Origin of the sequence: Pseudomonas capeferrum, assembly GCF_000731675.1 — a bacterium.
GTDB lineage: Bacteria > Pseudomonadota > Gammaproteobacteria > Pseudomonadales > Pseudomonadaceae > Aquipseudomonas > Aquipseudomonas capeferrum.
Genome location: NZ_JMIT01000005.1, coordinates 291,505 through 309,508, shown reverse-complemented (window position 1 = coordinate 309,508; position 18,004 = coordinate 291,505). Strand labels below are relative to the sequence as shown.

The 18,004-nt window shown below is 63.3% G+C and carries 15 protein-coding genes and 1 tRNA gene; 9 read left to right on the top strand and 7 right to left on the bottom strand.

Features of this window, described 5'->3' with window-relative positions:
• Entirely contained in the window at positions 1 to 1,341 is a 1,341-nt protein-coding gene (locus tag PC358_RS25490; RefSeq protein WP_033703290.1) for an NfeD family protein, read from the bottom strand.
• Between the two features lie 97 nt (positions 1,342 to 1,438).
• On the opposite strand from PC358_RS25490, the gene PC358_RS25485 reads away from it, so the two are divergent.
• From PC358_RS25485 to PC358_RS25475, 3 genes are all read left to right on the top strand, one after another.
• Positions 1,439 to 1,897 (top strand): aminoacyl-tRNA deacylase, encoded by a 459-nt coding sequence (locus PC358_RS25485; protein WP_033703289.1) that lies wholly within the window; start codon positions 1,439 to 1,441, stop codon positions 1,895 to 1,897.
• 61 nt (positions 1,898 to 1,958) lie between these two features.
• Positions 1,959 to 2,201, top strand: coding sequence for a DUF2789 domain-containing protein (locus tag PC358_RS25480; RefSeq protein ID WP_033703288.1), 243 nt, complete (start codon positions 1,959 to 1,961; stop codon positions 2,199 to 2,201).
• A gap of 69 nt (positions 2,202 to 2,270) precedes the next feature.
• Positions 2,271 to 2,909 (top strand): hypothetical protein, encoded by a 639-nt coding sequence (locus PC358_RS25475; RefSeq protein ID WP_033703287.1) that lies wholly within the window; start codon positions 2,271 to 2,273, stop codon positions 2,907 to 2,909.
• Positions 2,910 to 2,915: 6 nt separating this feature from the next.
• On the opposite strand, the gene PC358_RS25470 is transcribed toward PC358_RS25475, so the two are convergent.
• The gene (locus PC358_RS25470; protein WP_033703285.1) at positions 2,916 to 3,353 is read right to left on the bottom strand and encodes a CBS domain-containing protein; all 438 of its coding nucleotides are present in this window, start codon (positions 3,351 to 3,353) and stop codon (positions 2,916 to 2,918) included.
• Between the two features lie 254 nt (positions 3,354 to 3,607).
• Between PC358_RS25470 and PC358_RS25465 the strand changes: the two genes are divergently transcribed.
• From PC358_RS25465 to PC358_RS25455, 3 genes are read left to right on the top strand one after another with little or no spacing between them, the layout of a single operon-like run.
• Positions 3,608 to 5,158: an OmpA family protein gene (locus PC358_RS25465; protein WP_033703284.1), complete on the top strand. Its 1,551-nt coding sequence runs from the start codon at positions 3,608 to 3,610 to the stop codon at positions 5,156 to 5,158.
• Between the two features lie 22 nt (positions 5,159 to 5,180).
• Positions 5,181 to 6,797, top strand: coding sequence for a hypothetical protein (locus PC358_RS25460; protein ID WP_033703283.1), 1,617 nt, complete (start codon positions 5,181 to 5,183; stop codon positions 6,795 to 6,797).
• On the top strand, positions 6,794 to 7,627 hold the full coding sequence (locus PC358_RS25455) for a hypothetical protein (protein ID WP_033703282.1): 834 nt from the start codon (positions 6,794 to 6,796) through the stop codon (positions 7,625 to 7,627). Before PC358_RS25460 ends, PC358_RS25455 begins: the two co-directional genes overlap by 4 nt.
• Before the next feature lie 39 nt (positions 7,628 to 7,666).
• Here the strand turns inward: PC358_RS25455 and PC358_RS25450 are convergent, their stop codons facing one another.
• The 4 genes from PC358_RS25450 to PC358_RS25435 all read right to left on the bottom strand — a co-directional run bounded on the left by PC358_RS25450 (position 7,667) and on the right by PC358_RS25435 (position 12,191).
• Positions 7,667 to 9,397, bottom strand: coding sequence for a dipeptidase (locus PC358_RS25450; protein ID WP_033703280.1), 1,731 nt, complete (start codon positions 9,395 to 9,397; stop codon positions 7,667 to 7,669).
• A gap of 161 nt (positions 9,398 to 9,558) precedes the next feature.
• A tRNA-Arg gene (locus PC358_RS25445) sits at positions 9,559 to 9,635 on the bottom strand.
• 100 nt (positions 9,636 to 9,735) lie between these two features.
• Positions 9,736 to 10,599, bottom strand: coding sequence for an ABC transporter ATP-binding protein (locus tag PC358_RS25440; RefSeq protein ID WP_050506186.1), 864 nt, complete (start codon positions 10,597 to 10,599; stop codon positions 9,736 to 9,738).
• Positions 10,596 to 12,191 (bottom strand): ABC transporter permease, encoded by a 1,596-nt coding sequence (locus PC358_RS25435; protein WP_241380714.1) that lies wholly within the window; start codon positions 12,189 to 12,191, stop codon positions 10,596 to 10,598. Before PC358_RS25435 ends, PC358_RS25440 begins: the two co-directional genes overlap by 4 nt.
• A gap of 296 nt (positions 12,192 to 12,487) precedes the next feature.
• Here PC358_RS25435 and PC358_RS25430 point away from each other — a divergent pair, with 296 nt between their 5' ends.
• Both PC358_RS25430 and PC358_RS25425 read left to right on the top strand, forming a co-directional pair.
• Complete coding sequence (locus tag PC358_RS25430) at positions 12,488 to 13,525, top strand: ABC transporter substrate-binding protein (protein WP_033703279.1); 1,038 nt, start codon at positions 12,488 to 12,490, stop codon at positions 13,523 to 13,525.
• A gap of 36 nt (positions 13,526 to 13,561) precedes the next feature.
• Positions 13,562 to 14,467 carry a TauD/TfdA dioxygenase family protein gene (locus PC358_RS25425; protein WP_033703278.1) on the top strand — a complete coding sequence of 302 codons (906 nt, stop codon included), beginning with the start codon at positions 13,562 to 13,564 and terminating at the stop codon, positions 14,465 to 14,467.
• A 77-nt stretch (positions 14,468 to 14,544) separates the two neighbouring features.
• On the opposite strand, the gene PC358_RS25420 is transcribed toward PC358_RS25425, so the two are convergent.
• On the bottom strand, positions 14,545 to 15,459 hold the full coding sequence (locus PC358_RS25420; protein WP_033703276.1) for a LysR family transcriptional regulator: 915 nt from the start codon (positions 15,457 to 15,459) through the stop codon (positions 14,545 to 14,547).
• 193 nt (positions 15,460 to 15,652) lie between these two features.
• Between PC358_RS25420 and PC358_RS25415 the strand changes: the two genes are divergently transcribed.
• Complete coding sequence (locus PC358_RS25415; RefSeq protein WP_033703275.1) at positions 15,653 to 17,989, top strand: TonB-dependent receptor; 2,337 nt, start codon at positions 15,653 to 15,655, stop codon at positions 17,987 to 17,989.
• Positions 17,990 to 18,004: the final 15 nt, after the last annotated feature.

The window sequence follows — 18,004 nt, the reverse complement described above, 5'->3', positions numbered from 1 at the left end:
TCATTCTCCTTGCGCCGAAGGTGCAGCGGCGCTTACCTCCAGCATCACGCCGCGACGCGCCATGACGCGCACGTGTTGGCCAGGTTGCAGTGGCGTCGCGCACTGTACCTGCCACTGTTCGCCCTGCGCCTGTACCGAGCCGCAGTACGGGTTGTCTGCCAGCACCTGGGTGACGGTGACCAGGCTGCCGACCAGCCCGGCATCACCGCTGACCAAGGCGCGTTTGCGCGTTTTCAGCGCCATGCCCAGCACGCCACCGATGAACAGCGCCGAAAGCAGCGCCAGGCTGGCGATGAACGCCAAGGGGATGCCAAAGCCGGGGGCATCGGTATCCATCAAGATGACCGCACCGACCACGAACGCAACGATGCCGCCAAAACCGACCACGCCGAAGCTGGGCAAGAACGCTTCGGCGATCATGAAGGCCAGCCCAAGCAAAATCAGCGCGACCCCGGCGTAGCTCACCGGCAGCAACTGCAGGGCATACAGCGCCAACAGCAGGCAGATGCCGCCGATCACGCCGCCAACGGCGGAGCCAGGGCTCATGAACTCGAACAGCAGGCCGTACACGCCGACCATGATCAGCATCAGCGCCACGCTGGGGTTGGTGATCACCGCCAGCAAGCGCGTGCGCCAGTCCGGCAGGTGCTCGACCAGGCTGGCATCGCGGGTGTGCAGTTGCCGTGGTTGGCCGGCAACCTCCAGCGTCTTGCCATCGAGCTGGCGCAGCAGGTCTGGCAGGTCGTTCGCCACCCAGTCGATCACCTTCAGCTGCATGGCCTCGCTGGCTGACAGGCTGACCGCTTCACGCACCGCCTTCTCCGCCCAATCGGCATTGCGCCCGCGCATCTGCGCCAGGCCCCGTATGTAGGCGGCGGCGTCATTGACCTGTTTGCGGGCGAGGGTTTGCTCATCGTCACCGGGCCTGGCCTTGTCGTCCTTGGGGGCGCCGCCGATCTGCACCGGTGTGGCAGCCCCCAGGTTGGTCCCTGGGGCCATGGCTGCAACATGGCTGGCATAGAGGATATAGGTGCCAGCACTGGCAGCCCGCGCCCCGCTGGGGGCGACGAAGCTTGCAACTGGCACGGGGCTGGCGAGTATTGCCTTGATCATCTGGCGCATGGCGCTGTCCAGGCCGCCGGGCGTATCCATGCGAATGACCACCAGTTGCGCGCCCTGCGCCTGGGCCTGGTCCAGGCTGCGCACCAGGTAGTCTGCACTGGCCGGGCCGATGGCATCGTCGATGCTCAACACCCAGACCGCTCCGGGCGCGGCCTGGCCGCTCGGCGTCAACCCGAGCAGCATCAACAGCAACAGCCAGCGCCACCAGCGAGCGGCCACCTGTCGTCACCTCGTTCGCCTCTATTACACAAGTTTAGTCATGGCTGGCGGCCCAAGGCCTAAAATTGAAGATTGGGGGTAACTGCGGAGGTGCATCATGCGCATGGCAAAGACGCTGCAGGCTCGCCTGGACAAGGCCAACTGCGACTACGACATCATTCCCCATCCACATTCGGCCACCAGCCTGGAATCGGCCCGCACGGCCGGCGTACCCGCCGAGCGGGTCGCCAAGTCGGTGATGCTCGATGACCGGCATGGCAACTACATCATGGCCGTGCTACCGGCCAACCGGCACCTGGACATGAGCAAGGTACGCATGTCCGGCGCCTGGCAACTGACCCGCGAAAGCGGCTTGCCGAGCCTGTTCGGTGATTGCGAACGGGGCGCGGTACCGGCGCTTGGCGATGCCTACGCGATAAAAATGATGCTCGACCCGACCCTTACCCGCCAAGGTGATGTCTACCTGGAGGCAGGTGACCACGATCACCTGATCCACATGAGCATGGAGCAGTTCATGAAGCTGGTACCGCACGCCGAAGTGCGTGAGCTGTGCTGATGTTCTCAAACCAATGCCGGGCGGGCGTCGTGGACGGCCTGGCCGGCTTTCAGGAGGAACCATGGAAGCACCTACCCACCCATTTGCAGACCTTTTCAAACAGCTGGGCTTGCCTGAAGATGCCTTGAGTATCGATCAATTCATCACCAGCCATTCACCGCTGCAAAACGAGATCAAGCTGGTGGATGCCCCGTTCTGGACCGACGCCCAGCGCAATTTCCTGAAGGACAGCATCAATGAAGATGCCGATTGGGCGGTGCCCTTTGACCAACTCAACGAAGCGTTACGTCGCCCCCGAAAATAAAGCGCCGAGCGGCACCTGACGAGTGATTGGCCGTTGCTATGCTCAGGAAAACAATAAGGGGATAGCGCGATGAAAGATCCCTACGCACCAGGCTTCTGGTGCTCCGTGACGATCCTGGGCACGCTGACGGCCAGTTACTTCTATGGCATCAGGCAGACGCAACAGATGAACCAGGCGGTGCAGTTTCTCTACGCCGCCGCCGCGGTCACCGTGGCGGTTGCGCTGGTGGCGCTGACCTGGATCGCCTGGCAGCACTTGCACCTGAACAAGCGCGAAGTGATTCAGGGGCGAACGTTGCTGACCATCTGGAACACCAAGGTGGCCCTGCGCCGGGTCGAAACGGTGTTCGACCGCTATTTCTGGGGTAGCTACTGGCATTCCGGGCGTACGTTCGAAGAGGTCATGGGCGAGCTCAAGGGCACGCCCCTGGAGCAGAGCCTGGATGCCCTCAAGCGCCAGTGCCGGGCGCTCGACCGCGAAATCCACGATCATCAACACCATTGGCTGGCCAACGCGCGGGACTTATCCAGTGTGGCGGCGGCCATGGCCCGTGAGCGCTACCAGCTCGACCTGGGCGAGCCCACCTGTACCGGCAACGGTACCACCGCAGTGCTCAATCGCGACCTTGAAGTGCTGGTGTATACCTGGTCGGCGCGCCTGCGCAGCTTCGACCATCAACTGGACGAACTGGAGCGCGCCTACCATTGACGCGGTTCATTCGCCGCGGATGTACTGCTCCAGCTGCAGGATCAGGTTGGCCTGCTCGGCAATGGTTTCCTTTACCAGGTCGCCGATCGACAACAGGCCGAGCAGCTCGCCGTTGCTGACCACCGGCAGGTGACGCAAATGCAGGTTGGTCATCTGGTTCATGCAGTATTCCAGGTTGTGCTTGGGTTCGACCGTGATTACCGGGGCACTCATGATCTCGCGCACCGGTGTTGCTGCTGACGAACGGCCCTTGAGCACCAGCTTGCGGGCGTAATCGCGTTCGCTGACGATGCCCACCACCTGGTTGTTCTCCACCACCGGCAGTGCGCCGATATTCTTCTCCGCGAGCAGCTTGAGGGCCTCCAGCACCGAGTCGTCAGGGCCGATGGTGTAAACGGTCTGGTGTTTCGACTTGGTTTTGAGGATTTGTTCGACGTTTTTCATACGGGCCTCTGCGGTGGAAAAAGCGTTGTCTCCAAGTAAATAAAGCATCCGGCACGGCGCTCTGCACGGCAATGCAGGAAACGGCATGGAGGCGATTGAAAAACGTCATGGTTGAGCCGATTGCGTACTTCGCGCAGGAGGCAGGCCAGATATAGTGTGCTGGCGACCTTCCTGGGGGCGGCAATGTTCCCAATAATCTGTGACAATGCATGTCAAGTTGCCATCATCTAGACCTCGTTCGGCAAGGAGCCGCAATGCAAAGTATGTTTCGCCTTACAGCGCTAAGCTGCGCCTTCATGATCGCTGCCGGTTGCAGCAGCCAACAGAGGGAGAGTATTTCCAAGACTGTAAAAGACATTGGCAAGGACTACGGCCTGCCAGTGCTCTGTGGTGTCGGGGCCGTGGCCGGGGGGGCTGCCGGTTATGCCCTCAAAGGCAAGGACGGCATCTTGCCCGGCGCCGCAGCTGGCGGCGCCTTGGGTTGCGTCGTCGGTTATGTGTGGCAGTCCCGCCTGCAGGAGCTTGACCGCATCGCCAAGGAAGAAAACCTGAAGATCACCACCGAGCAGTTGACGGTCGCCTCGGCCGCCGTGGTAACGGCGGTGCCTGAACAGGCAGGCCTGGTGACTCAGATCGAGGACACCGGCATGTTCGCCACCGGTTCCGACCAACTGACCGCAAGCGGCCAGCGGGCCGTGGCCAAGCTGGCGCAGATGTATGCCAAGCCTGCGGCCAGCGACAAGCAGGCTGCCGCCAAGGAGGCGCAAGCACGTCGCCTGCTGATCGTTGGCCACAGCGATGCGGTGGGTAATGCCGAGTTCAACCAGAAGCTGTCCGAGCGCCGCGCCAAGACGGTCGGCAAGGTCATGCTGCAGGCCGGCATCCCGGCCGGCGCGATCTACTACCAAGGGGCCGGGGCATCGCGCCCGATCGCCGACAACAGCGACCCGCTGCTGCGTGGCAAGAACCGCCGCGTGGAAATCGTCGAGCTGGCAAACGAACAGGCCCTGGTAATGCGTGCCCAGGCCGAAGCGAGCAACACCCGCTACCTGCACTACGGCACCTCGACCGCCGCCAAGCCCCGTCAGGCGGCCACCACGGCGCAAGCGAGCAGCAAGCCTGCGCCGACCAAAGCCACCACGGCGCAGCGTACGCCTGCCGCGACCAGCACCAGCACCAGCACCAGCACCAGCACCAGCACTGCCAAGGCCGTTGCTGGCGCACGACCGCAAGTCGATTTCGCGGGTACGCCGGTTGCCAGCTACAACTGGACCATGGCCCAGAACATCAAGCCGAAACAGAGCGGTTTCACGCTGATCAGCAGCGCCTACGCGGCGCAGATGCCGATGTCCAGCTGCGAAGCCGACCGGCCACGCAATGCCGGTGAAGTGCTGAGCATGGCCAATGACCAGCCCTTGCAGCGGCGCGCCACCAAGGACTATCTGCCGGGCTACAACAACCGTGTCTGGGCCAACCTGGTCAACGGGCACCTGGTGACCGTGTCGCCGGTCTCGATCTTGCGCGAGAACGCCCGGGTCGATCGCCAGCCGATCCTTCAGCTGGTCGAAGACTACAAGCTGCCCACCCAGCACAAGACGCGGACGATGAACGCCGTGGCCAACACCTATGAAGGCGAAAGCGAAGTGCTGTACCGGGTCTTCGCCAGTGATGCCCAGGCCTCGATTTCCTGCATGGATATCGTGTTCAGCAAAGGCAACGCCGAAGTCAACGAGGGTGCCTTGTTCTATGCCGCCGGCAGTGACGCGTATGTCGCTTCCTACAAGCCGATCCCGGCCAAAAAATAAATCCCCGTCAAGGACGTCCTGAATGGAAGACTTTTCGCTTGCTGCACTCAAATCGCTGATTCTCGCTAATCAGTTGCTTTCCGCTGGCCTGCTTTCGCTGCTGATCACGGCGGTGATCGTGCGTAACTACTGGGAAGAGGTGTCCTACTTTCTGATCCGTGTCTGGCACAGCTTCCCCTTGATCGGCACGGTGGCGCGCTTGTCGCGCAAGCCAGCTTCGGTCGACGGTGACGGCTGGATCAACCACGAAGTCAACCTGGCGAACGTGTACAACAAAAAATTCAAGCTGTACGCCAAGGACGCGAACGCCTACAGCGCCTACCTCGATTACCTGTCCAAGGCTGGTGAGGCCGGGCGTTCTGCGCGCCCGTGGTGGGTATTGGCGGTAGTACTGATGTTGGTGGTGGTCGAGGCCATGGGCTTCGCCTATGTGGTCGCCGGCTGGGTGAACATGGATGCCTCCACCAACGACCGTCATTGGCTGACCGCTTTTGTGGCGATCCTGCTGGCCGTCGCCTCGGCGTTTCTTGCCGAAGCCGCCGGGCACGCGTTGCACCACAACAGCCTGGTCGCCCGCGCCCGCCACTGGTGGCAAGGTGAAGAGCCCTCCAAGCGCTCCCGCTCCCTGAAATCCAACAAAGCGATCAACCTGGAAGACTCGTTCGACGACTCGGACAAGCCTGACTACGAGCAGCTGCTGGCCCGCGTAAAGGATGTAAACGCCAACGTCACGCGCAAGTTCTTCTGGTTGATCACTTGTGGTGTGTTCGTGGTTGCCATGGCCATCGGCGCCTTCGTCATCCGTTCGGCCACCCTGGACAGCATCGAGACCGAAATGGTCAACGGCATGCGTGCCGAAGCGTCCTCGCAAAGCAGCACTGCAGGGTCGCCATTCGACCTGCCGGCAGAGTCCCAGGCCATCAACGATGAAGCGGATAACGCCACCATCGACGACAAGATGCAGGCGATCCGCAAGGCCAGCCTGACCACCTATGTGATGCTGTCGCTGATCTACGTGGCGATTCAAGGCATCAGCCTGTGGTTGGCGAGCCGCTACTTCTTCGCCGGTACGCACTCGCATACCGCCTGGCAGCGTACCCACAAGTACGCCACCTCCGAAGAGATGCTCGATGCAATGGATCAGCAGCGTTCGGCCATCGCCAGCCATGCCGATGACAAGCTGCGTCGCCTGCAGACCTTGTTGTCCAGCCGCGATCACACCGATGCCAACGTGCTGACTGCGTTGGACGGGGAAAATACCGCCCGCCGCAATTTCCTGAGTTTCGTCGAGCACAAGGCAGACAAAATCTCGGAGAAGCCGGAAAAGCCAGTTCGGCCCGTTGAAGCCGTTGCGCCAGCGCCAGCGCCAGCTGCGGTCGCCGTCGCAGCAGCGCCGGTCGAGCCCCGGCCTGCCGTTGCCCCAGCTGCCCCAGCTGCCCCAGTTGCGGCAGTGGTCGAGCCGGCCGCTATCAAGGCGTCGGACTTCCACGATGTCACCGGCCTGCCGGAAGAAAGCCTGGCTGCCGCCAGCCGTGCGCTGAATGTCAGTGAGGCGCAACTGCGTGATATCCGCGAGCAACAGCAGGCGCTGAAGGCGCTTGGCCTGTTCCCGGCGAACAAGGAGGGCATGCTGTCATGAGGCTTGCCAAGGCCCTGATCCTTGCGCTGGCGCTGCCGTGTGCAGCGCTGGCCGCCGAACGCAACGACCTGCAGAGCTGCTACACGCGCAACGGCCTGGCCGATATCAAGCCAGCAGGGACCGGCCGCGAGCTGGTGGTGATCATCGATCAGACCATCCCGATGCCTGAAGACCTGCAGCGCAGCAGCTGGGGCCAGATCGACCGGTTCGTGCAGCCGGGCGATCGCGTCAGGCTGTATACCTTCTCGGCGTTCCTGCCGGGTGAGTATCAGCGCCTGGTGTATGCCGGCGAGCTGGACATGCCGTTGCAGGGCGAGGTGCGTGACGATGTGAACATGCGCAAACTGCGTGGCCTGGACCAGTGCCTGGCGACCCAGAAAAAAGCCTTTCAGGCAGGCTTTGGCGGCTTGTTCGTGAAAGGCCTGCGTGAAGCCCGCCAGGACATCCCCAAGAGCGAGATCATGAACACGCTGCGCCGCGTGGGTGAAGACATGGGCAAGGAGCAGGGTGTCCAGGAGCGGGTGGTGTACCTGATTTCGGACATGCTCGAGCATTCCGACTACACCAGCTTCTACGCCGCCAATCAGATCAAGCAGCTGGATGTCGCCAGCGAGCTCAAGCTTGCGCAAAGCAAGGGGCTGTATGCGGACCTGCAGGGTGCACGGGTGTATGTGTCTGGCGCAGGCCTGGTCACCGACGCGGTGAAGCATGCCTACCGTTCCGGCAAGACCATGGATGCGCTGAACAACTTCTGGGCGCAGTACCTGAATGCGTCCAACGCGACGCTGGAAGGCTTTGGTACACCGAGCCTGAGCACCGACCTTCGGTAATCAGACACTGGGGCCGCGCTGCGGCCCCAGTGCGCTTGCTTACAGCTTCGGCATCTGCCCGATGCGCGCGACCATCTCGCTCACTACCTGCAGATCCAGCATGAACTGCTCCACGGTCTTGAACTCGTTGTCGTTATGCCCGGTGTACTTCACATCAGGCATGGCCAGGCCGAATTGCACGCCGTTGGGCAGGTCATGCACCGAGGTGGCACCCGCCGAGGTGCCGAACTCATGTTTCATGCCCAGGTTTTCGCTGGCCACGGCCAGCAGGGCCTTGACCCATTCGCCTTCCGGGTTGCGGAACATCGGCTCGTCGAGGCTGTAGTCGAAGGCGACCGGGACATGGCTGGTGCTGGTCCATTTGCCCAGTCTGGCTACCAGTTCCTGCTTGATCGTGGCGACCGGCTTGCCTTTCGGGATGCGCAGGTTCACCGCCAGTTTCAGCCCCTTGTCATCCACGCCGACGAAGGTCAGCGAGGCGGTCAGCGGGCCCATGAACGCATCTTCGAAGCCTACGCCCAGCTTCTTGCCCAGGTAGTCCAGGCCCCAGTTGTCGTTGGCATAGCGAGCGGCGTCGGTGAACTGGTTGTGCTTGAGCGGCACCTGTTGGCCCAGGCCATCGATGAACACCAGCATGCGCGCCACCGGGTTGACCCCAGACTCGGGCTCCGAAGAGTGGGCCGAGACGCCGGTGACGGTCAGCAGCACGTCCTTGCCGGCCACCTTGGCGTCGATCTTGAAGTCACCGCCATTGCCCTTCACGTACTCGGCACCGGCCTTGTTCAGGCTTGCTGCCAGTTCAGCCGGCTTGTCGCTGGCCAGGGTGGCTACCGAGGTGGTGGGGATCTGGTTGGTGGCCAGGCCGCCGGTGAGGTGGGTGATTTCAGCGCCCTGGCCGCTGGCGGCGCGTTTGTCGAAGCTGGCCATCACCGTGCCGTAGCCCTTCTCGGCTATCACCACCGGGTAGCCGCCATCGAGCGCCAGGTTGTAGTCGGGCGTCGGGTTGCGCTCGAAGTAGTAGGGGATGGCATCCCCGCTGGTCTCTTCGGTGGTGTCCACCAGCAGTTTCAGCTGCCGGGCCAGGGGCAGGTTTTCGTCCTTGGCCACCTTCAGTGCATACAGCGCCACGACGATGCCGTTCTTGTCGTCTTCGGTGCCACGGCCGTACATGCGGTCACCTACCAGGGTGACCTTGAACGGGTCGAGGCGGGTGCCATCGTCCAGCTTCCAGTTGTCCGGGTTGACCGGCACCACATCGGCGTGGGCATGGATGCCGACCACTTCCTTGCCTTCGCCGAGGGTGATCTCGTAGACCCGGTTGTCGACATTGCGGAACGTCAGGCCAAAGCCTTCGGCCAGGGCTTTGATCTTGTCGGCGATCTTCAGGAATTGCGGGTTCTCGTGCTGCGGCACACCGTCGACGCTGAAGGTGGGGATGGCCACCAGTTCACGCAGGGTTTCGGTGGCGGCCTTGCCGTACTTGATGCGGGTATACAGGCCCAGCAGGCGGTTGATCTCGTTTTGCTGTTCGACGGCCAGGGGTTTGTTGGCCAGGTAGGCGCTCAGCGTATCGCCGAGGTTGTCGGCCTTGGCCAGGTCGCTGCCGTTGAGCTTGCCGATGAACTGCTTGAAGTCCGCAGGGTCGGTGCCGTCGTAGGCCTTGATGATGGCCGCAGATTGTTGCTGGGAGAGGTTGGCCTGGGCCGGCACGCTGAACAGGCCGATACTGGCCAGCAGCAGTGAGGTTGCGGTGAGTTTTTTCAGGTGCATGGGTGCGCGCATTCCTTCGCGAATCGTTGTAGGGAGGTACCCGTTCGAAAAACGGGAAGGTGCCCACGCTAACACCAATGCTCTGCGGTACGGGAGTACCAGAAACGCGACATGTCGCACAAACGAAAAAGCCCCGGGAATAATCCCAGGGCTTTCGAAGATGGCGCACTCGGCGGGATTCGAACCCACGACCCCTGCCTTCGGAGGGCAGTACTCTATCCAGCTGAGCTACGAGTGCAACGCGCACGCATGATACCCATCTGTTTCGGTTGCGTCCATCGCCTTGATCTGTGGCTGTTTTTCCCCGGGGTGATCCTGTGGCAGCGCGCGCTAGCCATTCATAGCGCAATCAGTTCAGGCCGCAGCCCTTCGACCCGGCGCGCCGGTTGCGGCAGGTAACCACCGTCACCGGTGATCTGGTGCAGCACCTTTTCGCGCAGCCCATGCAATGCCACGCCCGTACGCAGCCGCGGGTGCGGCAGATCAATCTCGACCACCGACTTGATCCGCCCCGGCCGTGGTTCCAGCACCACCACCCGGTCAGCCAGGTACGTCGCCTCCTCGGCATCGTGCGTCACCAACAGGGTGGTGATGCCGGCGCGTTCACGAATCGCCAGCAGTTCATCCTGCAGTTGCTGGCGGGTCAGTGCATCGAGGGCACCGAAAGGCTCGTCGAGCAGCAGAATACGCGGGCTTGCCACCAACCCGCGGGCAATCGCGACGCGCTGGGCCATGCCACCGGAAAGCTGGTGTGGGTAAGCCGATTCGAACCCGCTGAGCCCGACCAGCAAAACGAACTCATGCACCCGCCTGGCGCGTTCGCCCTGGGTGAGCAACTCGTTGACCAGCCCCAGGGCGATGTTCTGCTCCACCGTCAGCCAAGGGAACAGGCGGTGTTCCTGAAACACGATGCCGCGCTCGCCACCGATGCCCCTGACCGGCTGCCCATCGACGCGGATGCTGCCGCTGTAGTCGGTGTCGAGCCCGACCAGCAGGCGCAGCAGGGTGGACTTGCCGCAGCCGGACGCACCCACGATGGCGATGAACTCGCCTTGGTTGATCGCCAGGTTGAAATCGCGGATGGCCTCGAACGGTTGGCCATCGACGCTGAAGACTTTACCGACCCCCTCGAAGCTGACCAGCGGCGGGGAGACGTCGGCCTGGTTGGCGGCGGGCAGGTGCGAGGTGTTGAAGGCGTTCATGCAGTTCTCCAGCGCGTGGCGCGCGATTCGAGGCGTTGTCCGAGGGTGCTGAGCAGGGCGCCGACCAGGCCGATCAAGACCATGGCAGCCATCACCTGGTCCATGCGAAACAGCTGTTGCGCACCGATCATCAGGCTGGCGATGCCGCCGTCTGAGGGCATGAAGTATTCCGCGCCGATGGTGCCCAGCCAGGCATAGATCAGCGACAGGCGCAGGCCGGCAAAAATCGCCGGTGCGGCGCCCGGCAGCACCAGCCGACACAGGCGTTGCAGCAGGCCCAGGCGCAAGGTTCGGGCCGCCTCGTCCAACTGTGGCGACAGCCCGGCGATACCACGCTGGGTAGCGATCAGCAGCGGGAAGAACGCAGCCAGGGCCACAAACACGGTCTTGGCGCCTTCGCCCAGGCCGAACCAGGCGGTGAGCAGCGGCACCCAGGCGAACAACGCCACCTGGCGCACGGCGGTCAGGCTTGGCCCGAACACGCGTTCGGCATGGTGTGAAAGCCCGAGCAGCACGCCCACCAGCAAGCCCGCGCCGCCGCCAAGGGCCAGGCCGCTCAGGGTACGTTGCAGGCTCAGCAGCAACGCCTCTGTCAGCGTGCCGTCCGCCAGCCCGCTGAACAGGGTCCGCAGCACGCCCAGGGGCGAGGTGAGAATGTTCTGGTCGATCCAGCCAAGGCTGCTGCTGGCCTGCCACAGGGCCAGCAGCGCGGCCGGCAGCAGCAGGCTCTGCCAACCCTTGGGGATGGGGCCGCGCTGTTGCTCGCCGGTGGCGGGTTGCGGCCAGAACAACAGGCGTTTCTCCAGGCGCGAGAAGCCTTGCTCCATCAGCGCTCCGACCAGGCCGATGACCAGGATGCAGAGCAACACCAGGTCGAGCATGAACAGTTGCCGGCCCCACACCATCAGGTAGCCGATGCCTTCGCTGGAGGCCAGCAGCTCCACGGCCAGCAACGACGTCCAGCCGGTGGCCAGGGCCAGGCGTACGCCAGTCAGAAAGGCGGGCAGGGCGGCAGGCAGCAGCAGGCGCAGGAACCACAAGTGGCGTGGCAGGCGCAGGGCCGCTGCGGCTTCACGCAGTTTGGGCTGGGCATCGCGCACGCCAACCAAGGTGTGCAGGGTGACAGGAACCACCACGGCTTTTACCAACACCACCAGCTTGAGCAACTCGCCGATGCCGAAGAACAGCATGAACAGCGGAATCCAGGCCAGGGTCGGGATTTGCGCCAGCGCCACGAAGGTCGGCAGCACCAGCGTCTGTGCCCGCCGCGACGACCCCAGCCAGGTGCCCAGCAGCAGCCCGCTGGCAATACCGACCGCCAACCCCCAGAACAGCCGCTGCAAACTTATCCACAGGTGCCCCCAAAGCTCCCCCGAACCAAACTCCACCGCGCTCTGCCACACCAGCGCCGGCGCCGGCAGTATCTGCTCGCTCATCCAGTGTTGCTGGCTGGCGATCCCCCACAACAGCGCGATCACCCCCGGCAATACCCACGAAAGGTATGCGCCCTTGTAGGAGCGGCCTTGCGTCGCGAAAGGGCTGCGCAGCGGCCCCCGACGCCGCCCCCGCCCCCAATTCAGAATTCCATTCATCGCCATCTCTCAAAGCGTTTTCACGTTATGCACTAATGGAATAAAAAATTAATCAGTGCGCATTTCAAGAGATAAGAACACGCACACCCCGCCTACGGAAGCCCTCTGCCGTTGCGTTTTCCTCATATTTTCCATGCGTTCTCCGCAAGCCCTCCGCGGCCCCGCACACCGCTTGGTTTATGCCTTCTGGTTACTAAAAAATGAAGTTTTGATCTTTGTATGTTCTAACCAGTCCCGCCTAGCTTCTGCCCAAAGCGCCGGCCATCGTCGGTGGCAGCCTGCCAAGGAGCCTTGCCATGAACACCCCCATCCGCCACCTGATCACCGCCCTTGGGCTGGTCTTCACCCTCAACGCTCACGCGCTTGAATCGGCCAAGCCAGAGAGCATCCGCATCGCCGTCCCCGACCTGAGCGCAGGCAGCAAGCACAGTGCCGGCGGCGTGGTCGATGTGTTGCGTGACCAGCAACTTCTAGAGAAGGAGTTCGCCAAGGATGGCATCCGCATCGACTGGCACTTCTTCAAGGGCGCGGGCCCGGTGGTGAATGAGGCGTTGGCCAACGGCCAGGCCGACTTCGCCTACCTGGGCGACCTGGCTGCGATCGTCGGCAAGGCCAATGGCCTGGATACCCGCGTGCTGTCGGCCGGTGTGCGTGGGGTGAAAAGCTACCTGGGTGTGGTGCCGGGGTCTGGCATCAACACCCTGCACGACCTCAAGGGCAAGCGCGTGGCGGTGTTCCGCGGTACCGCCAACCAGCTGTCGTTCGCCAGCGCGCTGGCCAGCCAGGGGTTGTCCGAGCGTGACCTGAAGGTGATCAACCTGGACTTCAACGCCGCCAACGCCGCACTGGCCGCCAAGCAGATCGACGCCACCTGGGGCCTGTCCAACCTGCTCTCGCTGCGTGAACGCGGCTTGGTCGAACTGCCCGTCAGTTCGCGTGACCTGCAAGGCGCCGGCAGCACCCAGGCGGTACTGCTGGGTACCGGCGCGTTCATCCGCCAGCACCCCGACCTGGTGCAGCGCCTGGTCAATGCCCAGGAACAGGCCACCGAGTGGCTGCGCGACGAACACAACCGTGATGCCTACGTCGACCTGGTGGCGAATAACGCCAGCTGGCCGCGCAGCATTCTCAGCGACGACCTGGCCCAGGAAAGCCTCGCGCATTACTTCGACCCACGCCTGGACGCCGACTTTCTGGCCCAGCTGCAGCAGGGCGTCGACCTGGCTGCCAAGGAGCGCCTGATCCGCCGCGGCTTCCAGGTTGCCGACTGGGTCGAACCACGTTTTCTCGACGCCGCACTGCAACAGCAACAGGCCGTGCAGGCCGCCCGCTGACCTTCTGAACCGACAACAACCGTAAGGACCACGACCATGAGCAATGCCGCCCTGGCCACCGCGCCACTCGCCCTTGAACTCGATATTCACCCGGTTGCCGGCCGTATCGGCGCCGAGATCCGCGGGTTGAAGCTTTCTGCCGACCTGGATGCCGCCACTGTAGAGGCCATTCAGGCCGCCTTGGTCCAGCACAAGGTGATCTTCTTCCGTGGCCAGACGCACCTGGACGACCAGAGCCAGGAAGGCTTCGCCAAGCTGCTTGGCGAGCCGGTCGCGCACCCCACGGTGCCGGTGGTAGATGGCACCAGCTACCTGCTGCAGCTTGACGGTGCCGAGGGCCAGCGGGCCAATTCCTGGCACACCGATGTGACTTTCGTCGATGCCTACCCCAAGGCTTCGGTCCTGCGCAGCGTGGTGGCGCCGACGTCCGGTGGCGATACCGTCTGGGCCAACACGGCGGCAGCCTACCAGGAGCTGCCCGAGCCGCTGCGCGAGCTGGCTGACAAGCTGTGGGCGGTGCACAGCAACGAATACGACTACGCATCCATCAAACCTGACGTCGACCCGGCCAAGCTTGAGCGCTATCGCAAGGTGTTCACCTCGACGGTGTACGAGACCGAGCACCCGGTGGTGCGCGTGCACCCGATCAGCGGTGAGCGGGCGCTGCAACTGGGGCACTTCGTGAAACGCATCAAAGGGTATTCGCTGGCCGACTCACAGCACCTGTATGCGGTGCTGCAAGGGCATGTCACGCGTTTGGAAAATACCGTGCGCTGGCGCTGGCAAGCGGGGGATGTGGCGATTTGGGACAACCGCGCGACCCAGCATTATGCGGTGGATGACTACGGCACCCAGCCGCGGATCGTGCGGCGGGTCACCTTGGCGGGTGAGGTGCCGGTTGGGGTGGATGGGCAACTGAGCCGCACCACGCGGAAGGGGTGAGCCTGTTGGGGCCGCTTTGCGGCCCTTTCCGACCGGTCAGGCGACCCGGCAAGGCCGCGCCTACAGGGGTATGCCGGTCATACCTCTGTATCACAGGCAATCAACTGACTGACCAACCCCTGCGCCAACGGCGACAGCCCATACCCCACTCGGCTCACCACCCCATAGCGGGTATAGAACGCCTCTTCCTGCTCCGGCGCCAGGTCTGCAAGCTTCAGCGCCACCAGTCCCCCATCCCGCTGATACGGCCGCAGGTTGGCATTGCAGGCAATGCCGATGGTGTCCGAATGCATCACCACGTTGAGCAGCGCATAGCCGTGTTCGCATTCCACCGAGGGCAGAAAGTCCTGTCGCCCGCTGAGGTCGCTGAGGATCTTGCGAATGTTCGGTGGGCGCAAGGTGGTGGCCAGCGGGTACTCGAACAGGTCCCGTGCCTGCACGGCCGGGCGGGTGGTCAGCGGGTGCCCGGCGCGGCAGCAGAAGTGCCAGCGCTGCGGCGTCAGCTTGTGCACGCGGTAATCCGGGTCTGACTCGAACTGGCGCGTGTCGGCGACAAAGAATTCGATCTCTTCGGCAATCAGCCGACGGTTCAGCGCCTGCCAGTTATCCACCTGAAAACACGTGCGCGCCGCCGGGTATTCAGCCACGAAACGCGCCACCGCCCGCGGCACCAAGCCCCCGGCCGGCGCGGGGCCGGAGCCGAAGCGCACCACACCGGTGGTGGCACCGTTGAACTGGTGGATCTCGTTGACCAGGTTGTGCGCCCCGTGCACCAGCCGGCGCGAATGTTCCAGCACCAGCAAGCCTTGGCGGGTGGGGGCCAGCTCTTTGCTGGCGCGGTCTACCAGTCGGCAGCCGATGTTGTGCTCAAGGGTCTGGATGCTGCGGCTGAAGGCCGATTGCGAGAGGTTAACCGCGGCCGCCGCAGCCACGAAGCTGCGGTGCTCGACCAGGGCAATGTAGTGGCGCAGCTGACGGAGATCGATATGCATTTTCTACATTAAAACCTTCGGTCAAATGCAATTGCTGACAAGGGTGAGTCCCCTTATAAAGGGTCTTACTTATTCCACTAAATATGAATTACAAATATTTATATCACTTAAAAGAATATAAGCCCGACTGACCGCGATTCGGTTCCGCCAACGGAAATGCTCGCCCAGGGCCCATGCCTCAAGGAGCATCAGCATGTCCCGAGTTTCCCGTTGGCCTGCGCGCGCATCGCGGTTCACCCTGCAACCCCTGGCCGCCGGCGTGCTGCTGGCGGCATCCAGTGGCAGCTTCGCCGAAACGCCTGCCACTACCGCCCCCGCCGTGGAGCAGGAAGCCAAACTTGGCACTGTTACCGTCAACGCCCGCCGGCGTGAGGAAACCGCGCAAAGCGTGCCTACACCGATCAGCGTGCTGAACAGCGAAACCCTGGAAACCCAGCGCATCTACCGCGTGCAGGACCTGCAGCAGCTGGTGCCGAGCACCAACGTCGCTTATGTGCATGCGCGTCAGTCGAGCATCTCGATTCGTGGCCTGGGCAACAACCCGGCCAGCGATGGCCTGGAAGGCAGCGTTGGCATCTACCTGGACAACGTCTACCTCGGCCGCCCCGGCATGGCGGTATTCGACCTGCTGGATGTCGAGCAGCTTGAAGTGCTGCGCGGCCCGCAAGGCACGCTGTTCGGCAAGAACACCACCGCCGGCGTGCTCAACATCACCACGCGCAAGCCGACCTTCCACCGCGAGGGCAGCATTCAGCAGTCCATCGGTGAGGACGGTTACCTGCAGACCCAAGGCAGCTTCTCGGGGCCGATCAGCGACACCTTGGCCGGGCGCATCAGCGCTTACCGCAGCGAAGACGATGGCTATGTGAAAAACATCCACAACGGCGACGACCTCAACGGCGGCAAGCGCCAGGGCTTTCGCACCCAACTGCTGTTCAAGCCCAGCGAAACCTTCAACCTGCGCTGGATCGGCGAGTACAACGAAGAAGACTCCAACAACGGCATCCTCAGCCTGTACAGCACTGGCCCCACCCTCAATGGCGTCAACCGCTACGAGAGCCTGGCCGCCCAGGCCGGCGCGACACTGGTGTCGGGCAAGGACCGCAAGGTCAATTTCGACGCCGACCAGCAGGTAACGGTGTTCCAGGGGGGCACCTCGGTAGAGGCCAACTGGACCCTGCCCAATGATTTCACCCTGACGTCGATTACCGCCTACCGCTGGTGGGACTTCACCCCGCGCAACGACGATGGCCTGGACGTGCCGGTGTTCTACAGCGCCGGGGTGTCGGTGCGCGACAAGCAGTATTCGCAGGAAATTCGCCTGGCTTCGCCCACCGGTGGCGCCTTCGACTACGTGCTGGGCGCGTACTACTTCAAGCAGGACCTGGACAACACATCGTTCACTTACTACGGCCCCCAGGCAGATACCTGGAACCTCACTCCGGCTGGTGCCCTGAACAACGTCAACACCTTGGGTGACGGGCACATCGACACCGACAGCTATGCGCTGTTCGCCCAGGGCACCTGGCACGTCACCGACCGCCTCGACTTCACCGCCGGCATCCGCGGCACCTACGAAGAGAAGAGTGCCTGGGTGACCCGCGATGCACCAACCGGCGGCGCGGCGGTCACCGGCGCGGCAGCAGCGGCGCGTCAGGGCCGGGTGGGCGCCTATGACTCGGGCGACCTCAACCAGTACAGCTTCAGCCCCTCTGGCCTGCTTGGCCTGAGTTACCGCTTCAACGACCAGGTACTGGGCTACGCCACCCTGACCCACGGTGAGAAGTCCGGTGGTATCAACCTGACCGTCGGCGCCGCGCCGCGCCTGGGCACTGACTCGCTGCTGGTGGGGACCGAGCGGGTTAACAATGCCGAGGTCGGGGTCAAGAGCACGCTGTTCGACGATCGCCTGCAGCTCAACGCCAACCTGTTCTGGGCCGAAGTGCATGGCTACCAGGCCAACGTGTATGACCAGGTCAACCGCGTGCAGTACCTGGCCAACGCCGGGCGCGTGCGTTCGCGGGGCCTGGAGTTCGAGGCCACGGCGCTGCCGGTGCGCGGCCTCACGGTCAACTTCAACGGCTCATGGAACGACGTGCGCTACACCGAGTACGACGATGCGCCATGCCCGCCAGAGGTCAGCCTGGCCAATGCCACCGCTACCTGCGACCTGTCGGGCCACCAGGTGGTCGGCGCCTCCAAGTACATCGCCAACCTCAATGCCCAGTACAAGTGGCAGTTGGCCGAGCGCATCGAGCCCTATGTCACCGCCAGCTATGCCTTCCGCTCCAGGGCGGTGGGCACCATCGACGATTCCGATTTCGGCCAGATCCCCAGTTACGCGCTGGTCAACCTGTCCACCGGCGTGCGCCTGGACCAGGGCGACGGCGTGCTCGACCTGTCGCTGTGGGTGAAAAACGCCGGCGACAAGACCTACTTCACCAGCCTGTGGAACTCCGCCAACGGTGGCTATGCCGGGGTACTCGGCACGCCTCGCACCTTCGGCGCCACCGCCCGTTACGACTTCTGAGCACAAGGAGCTTTG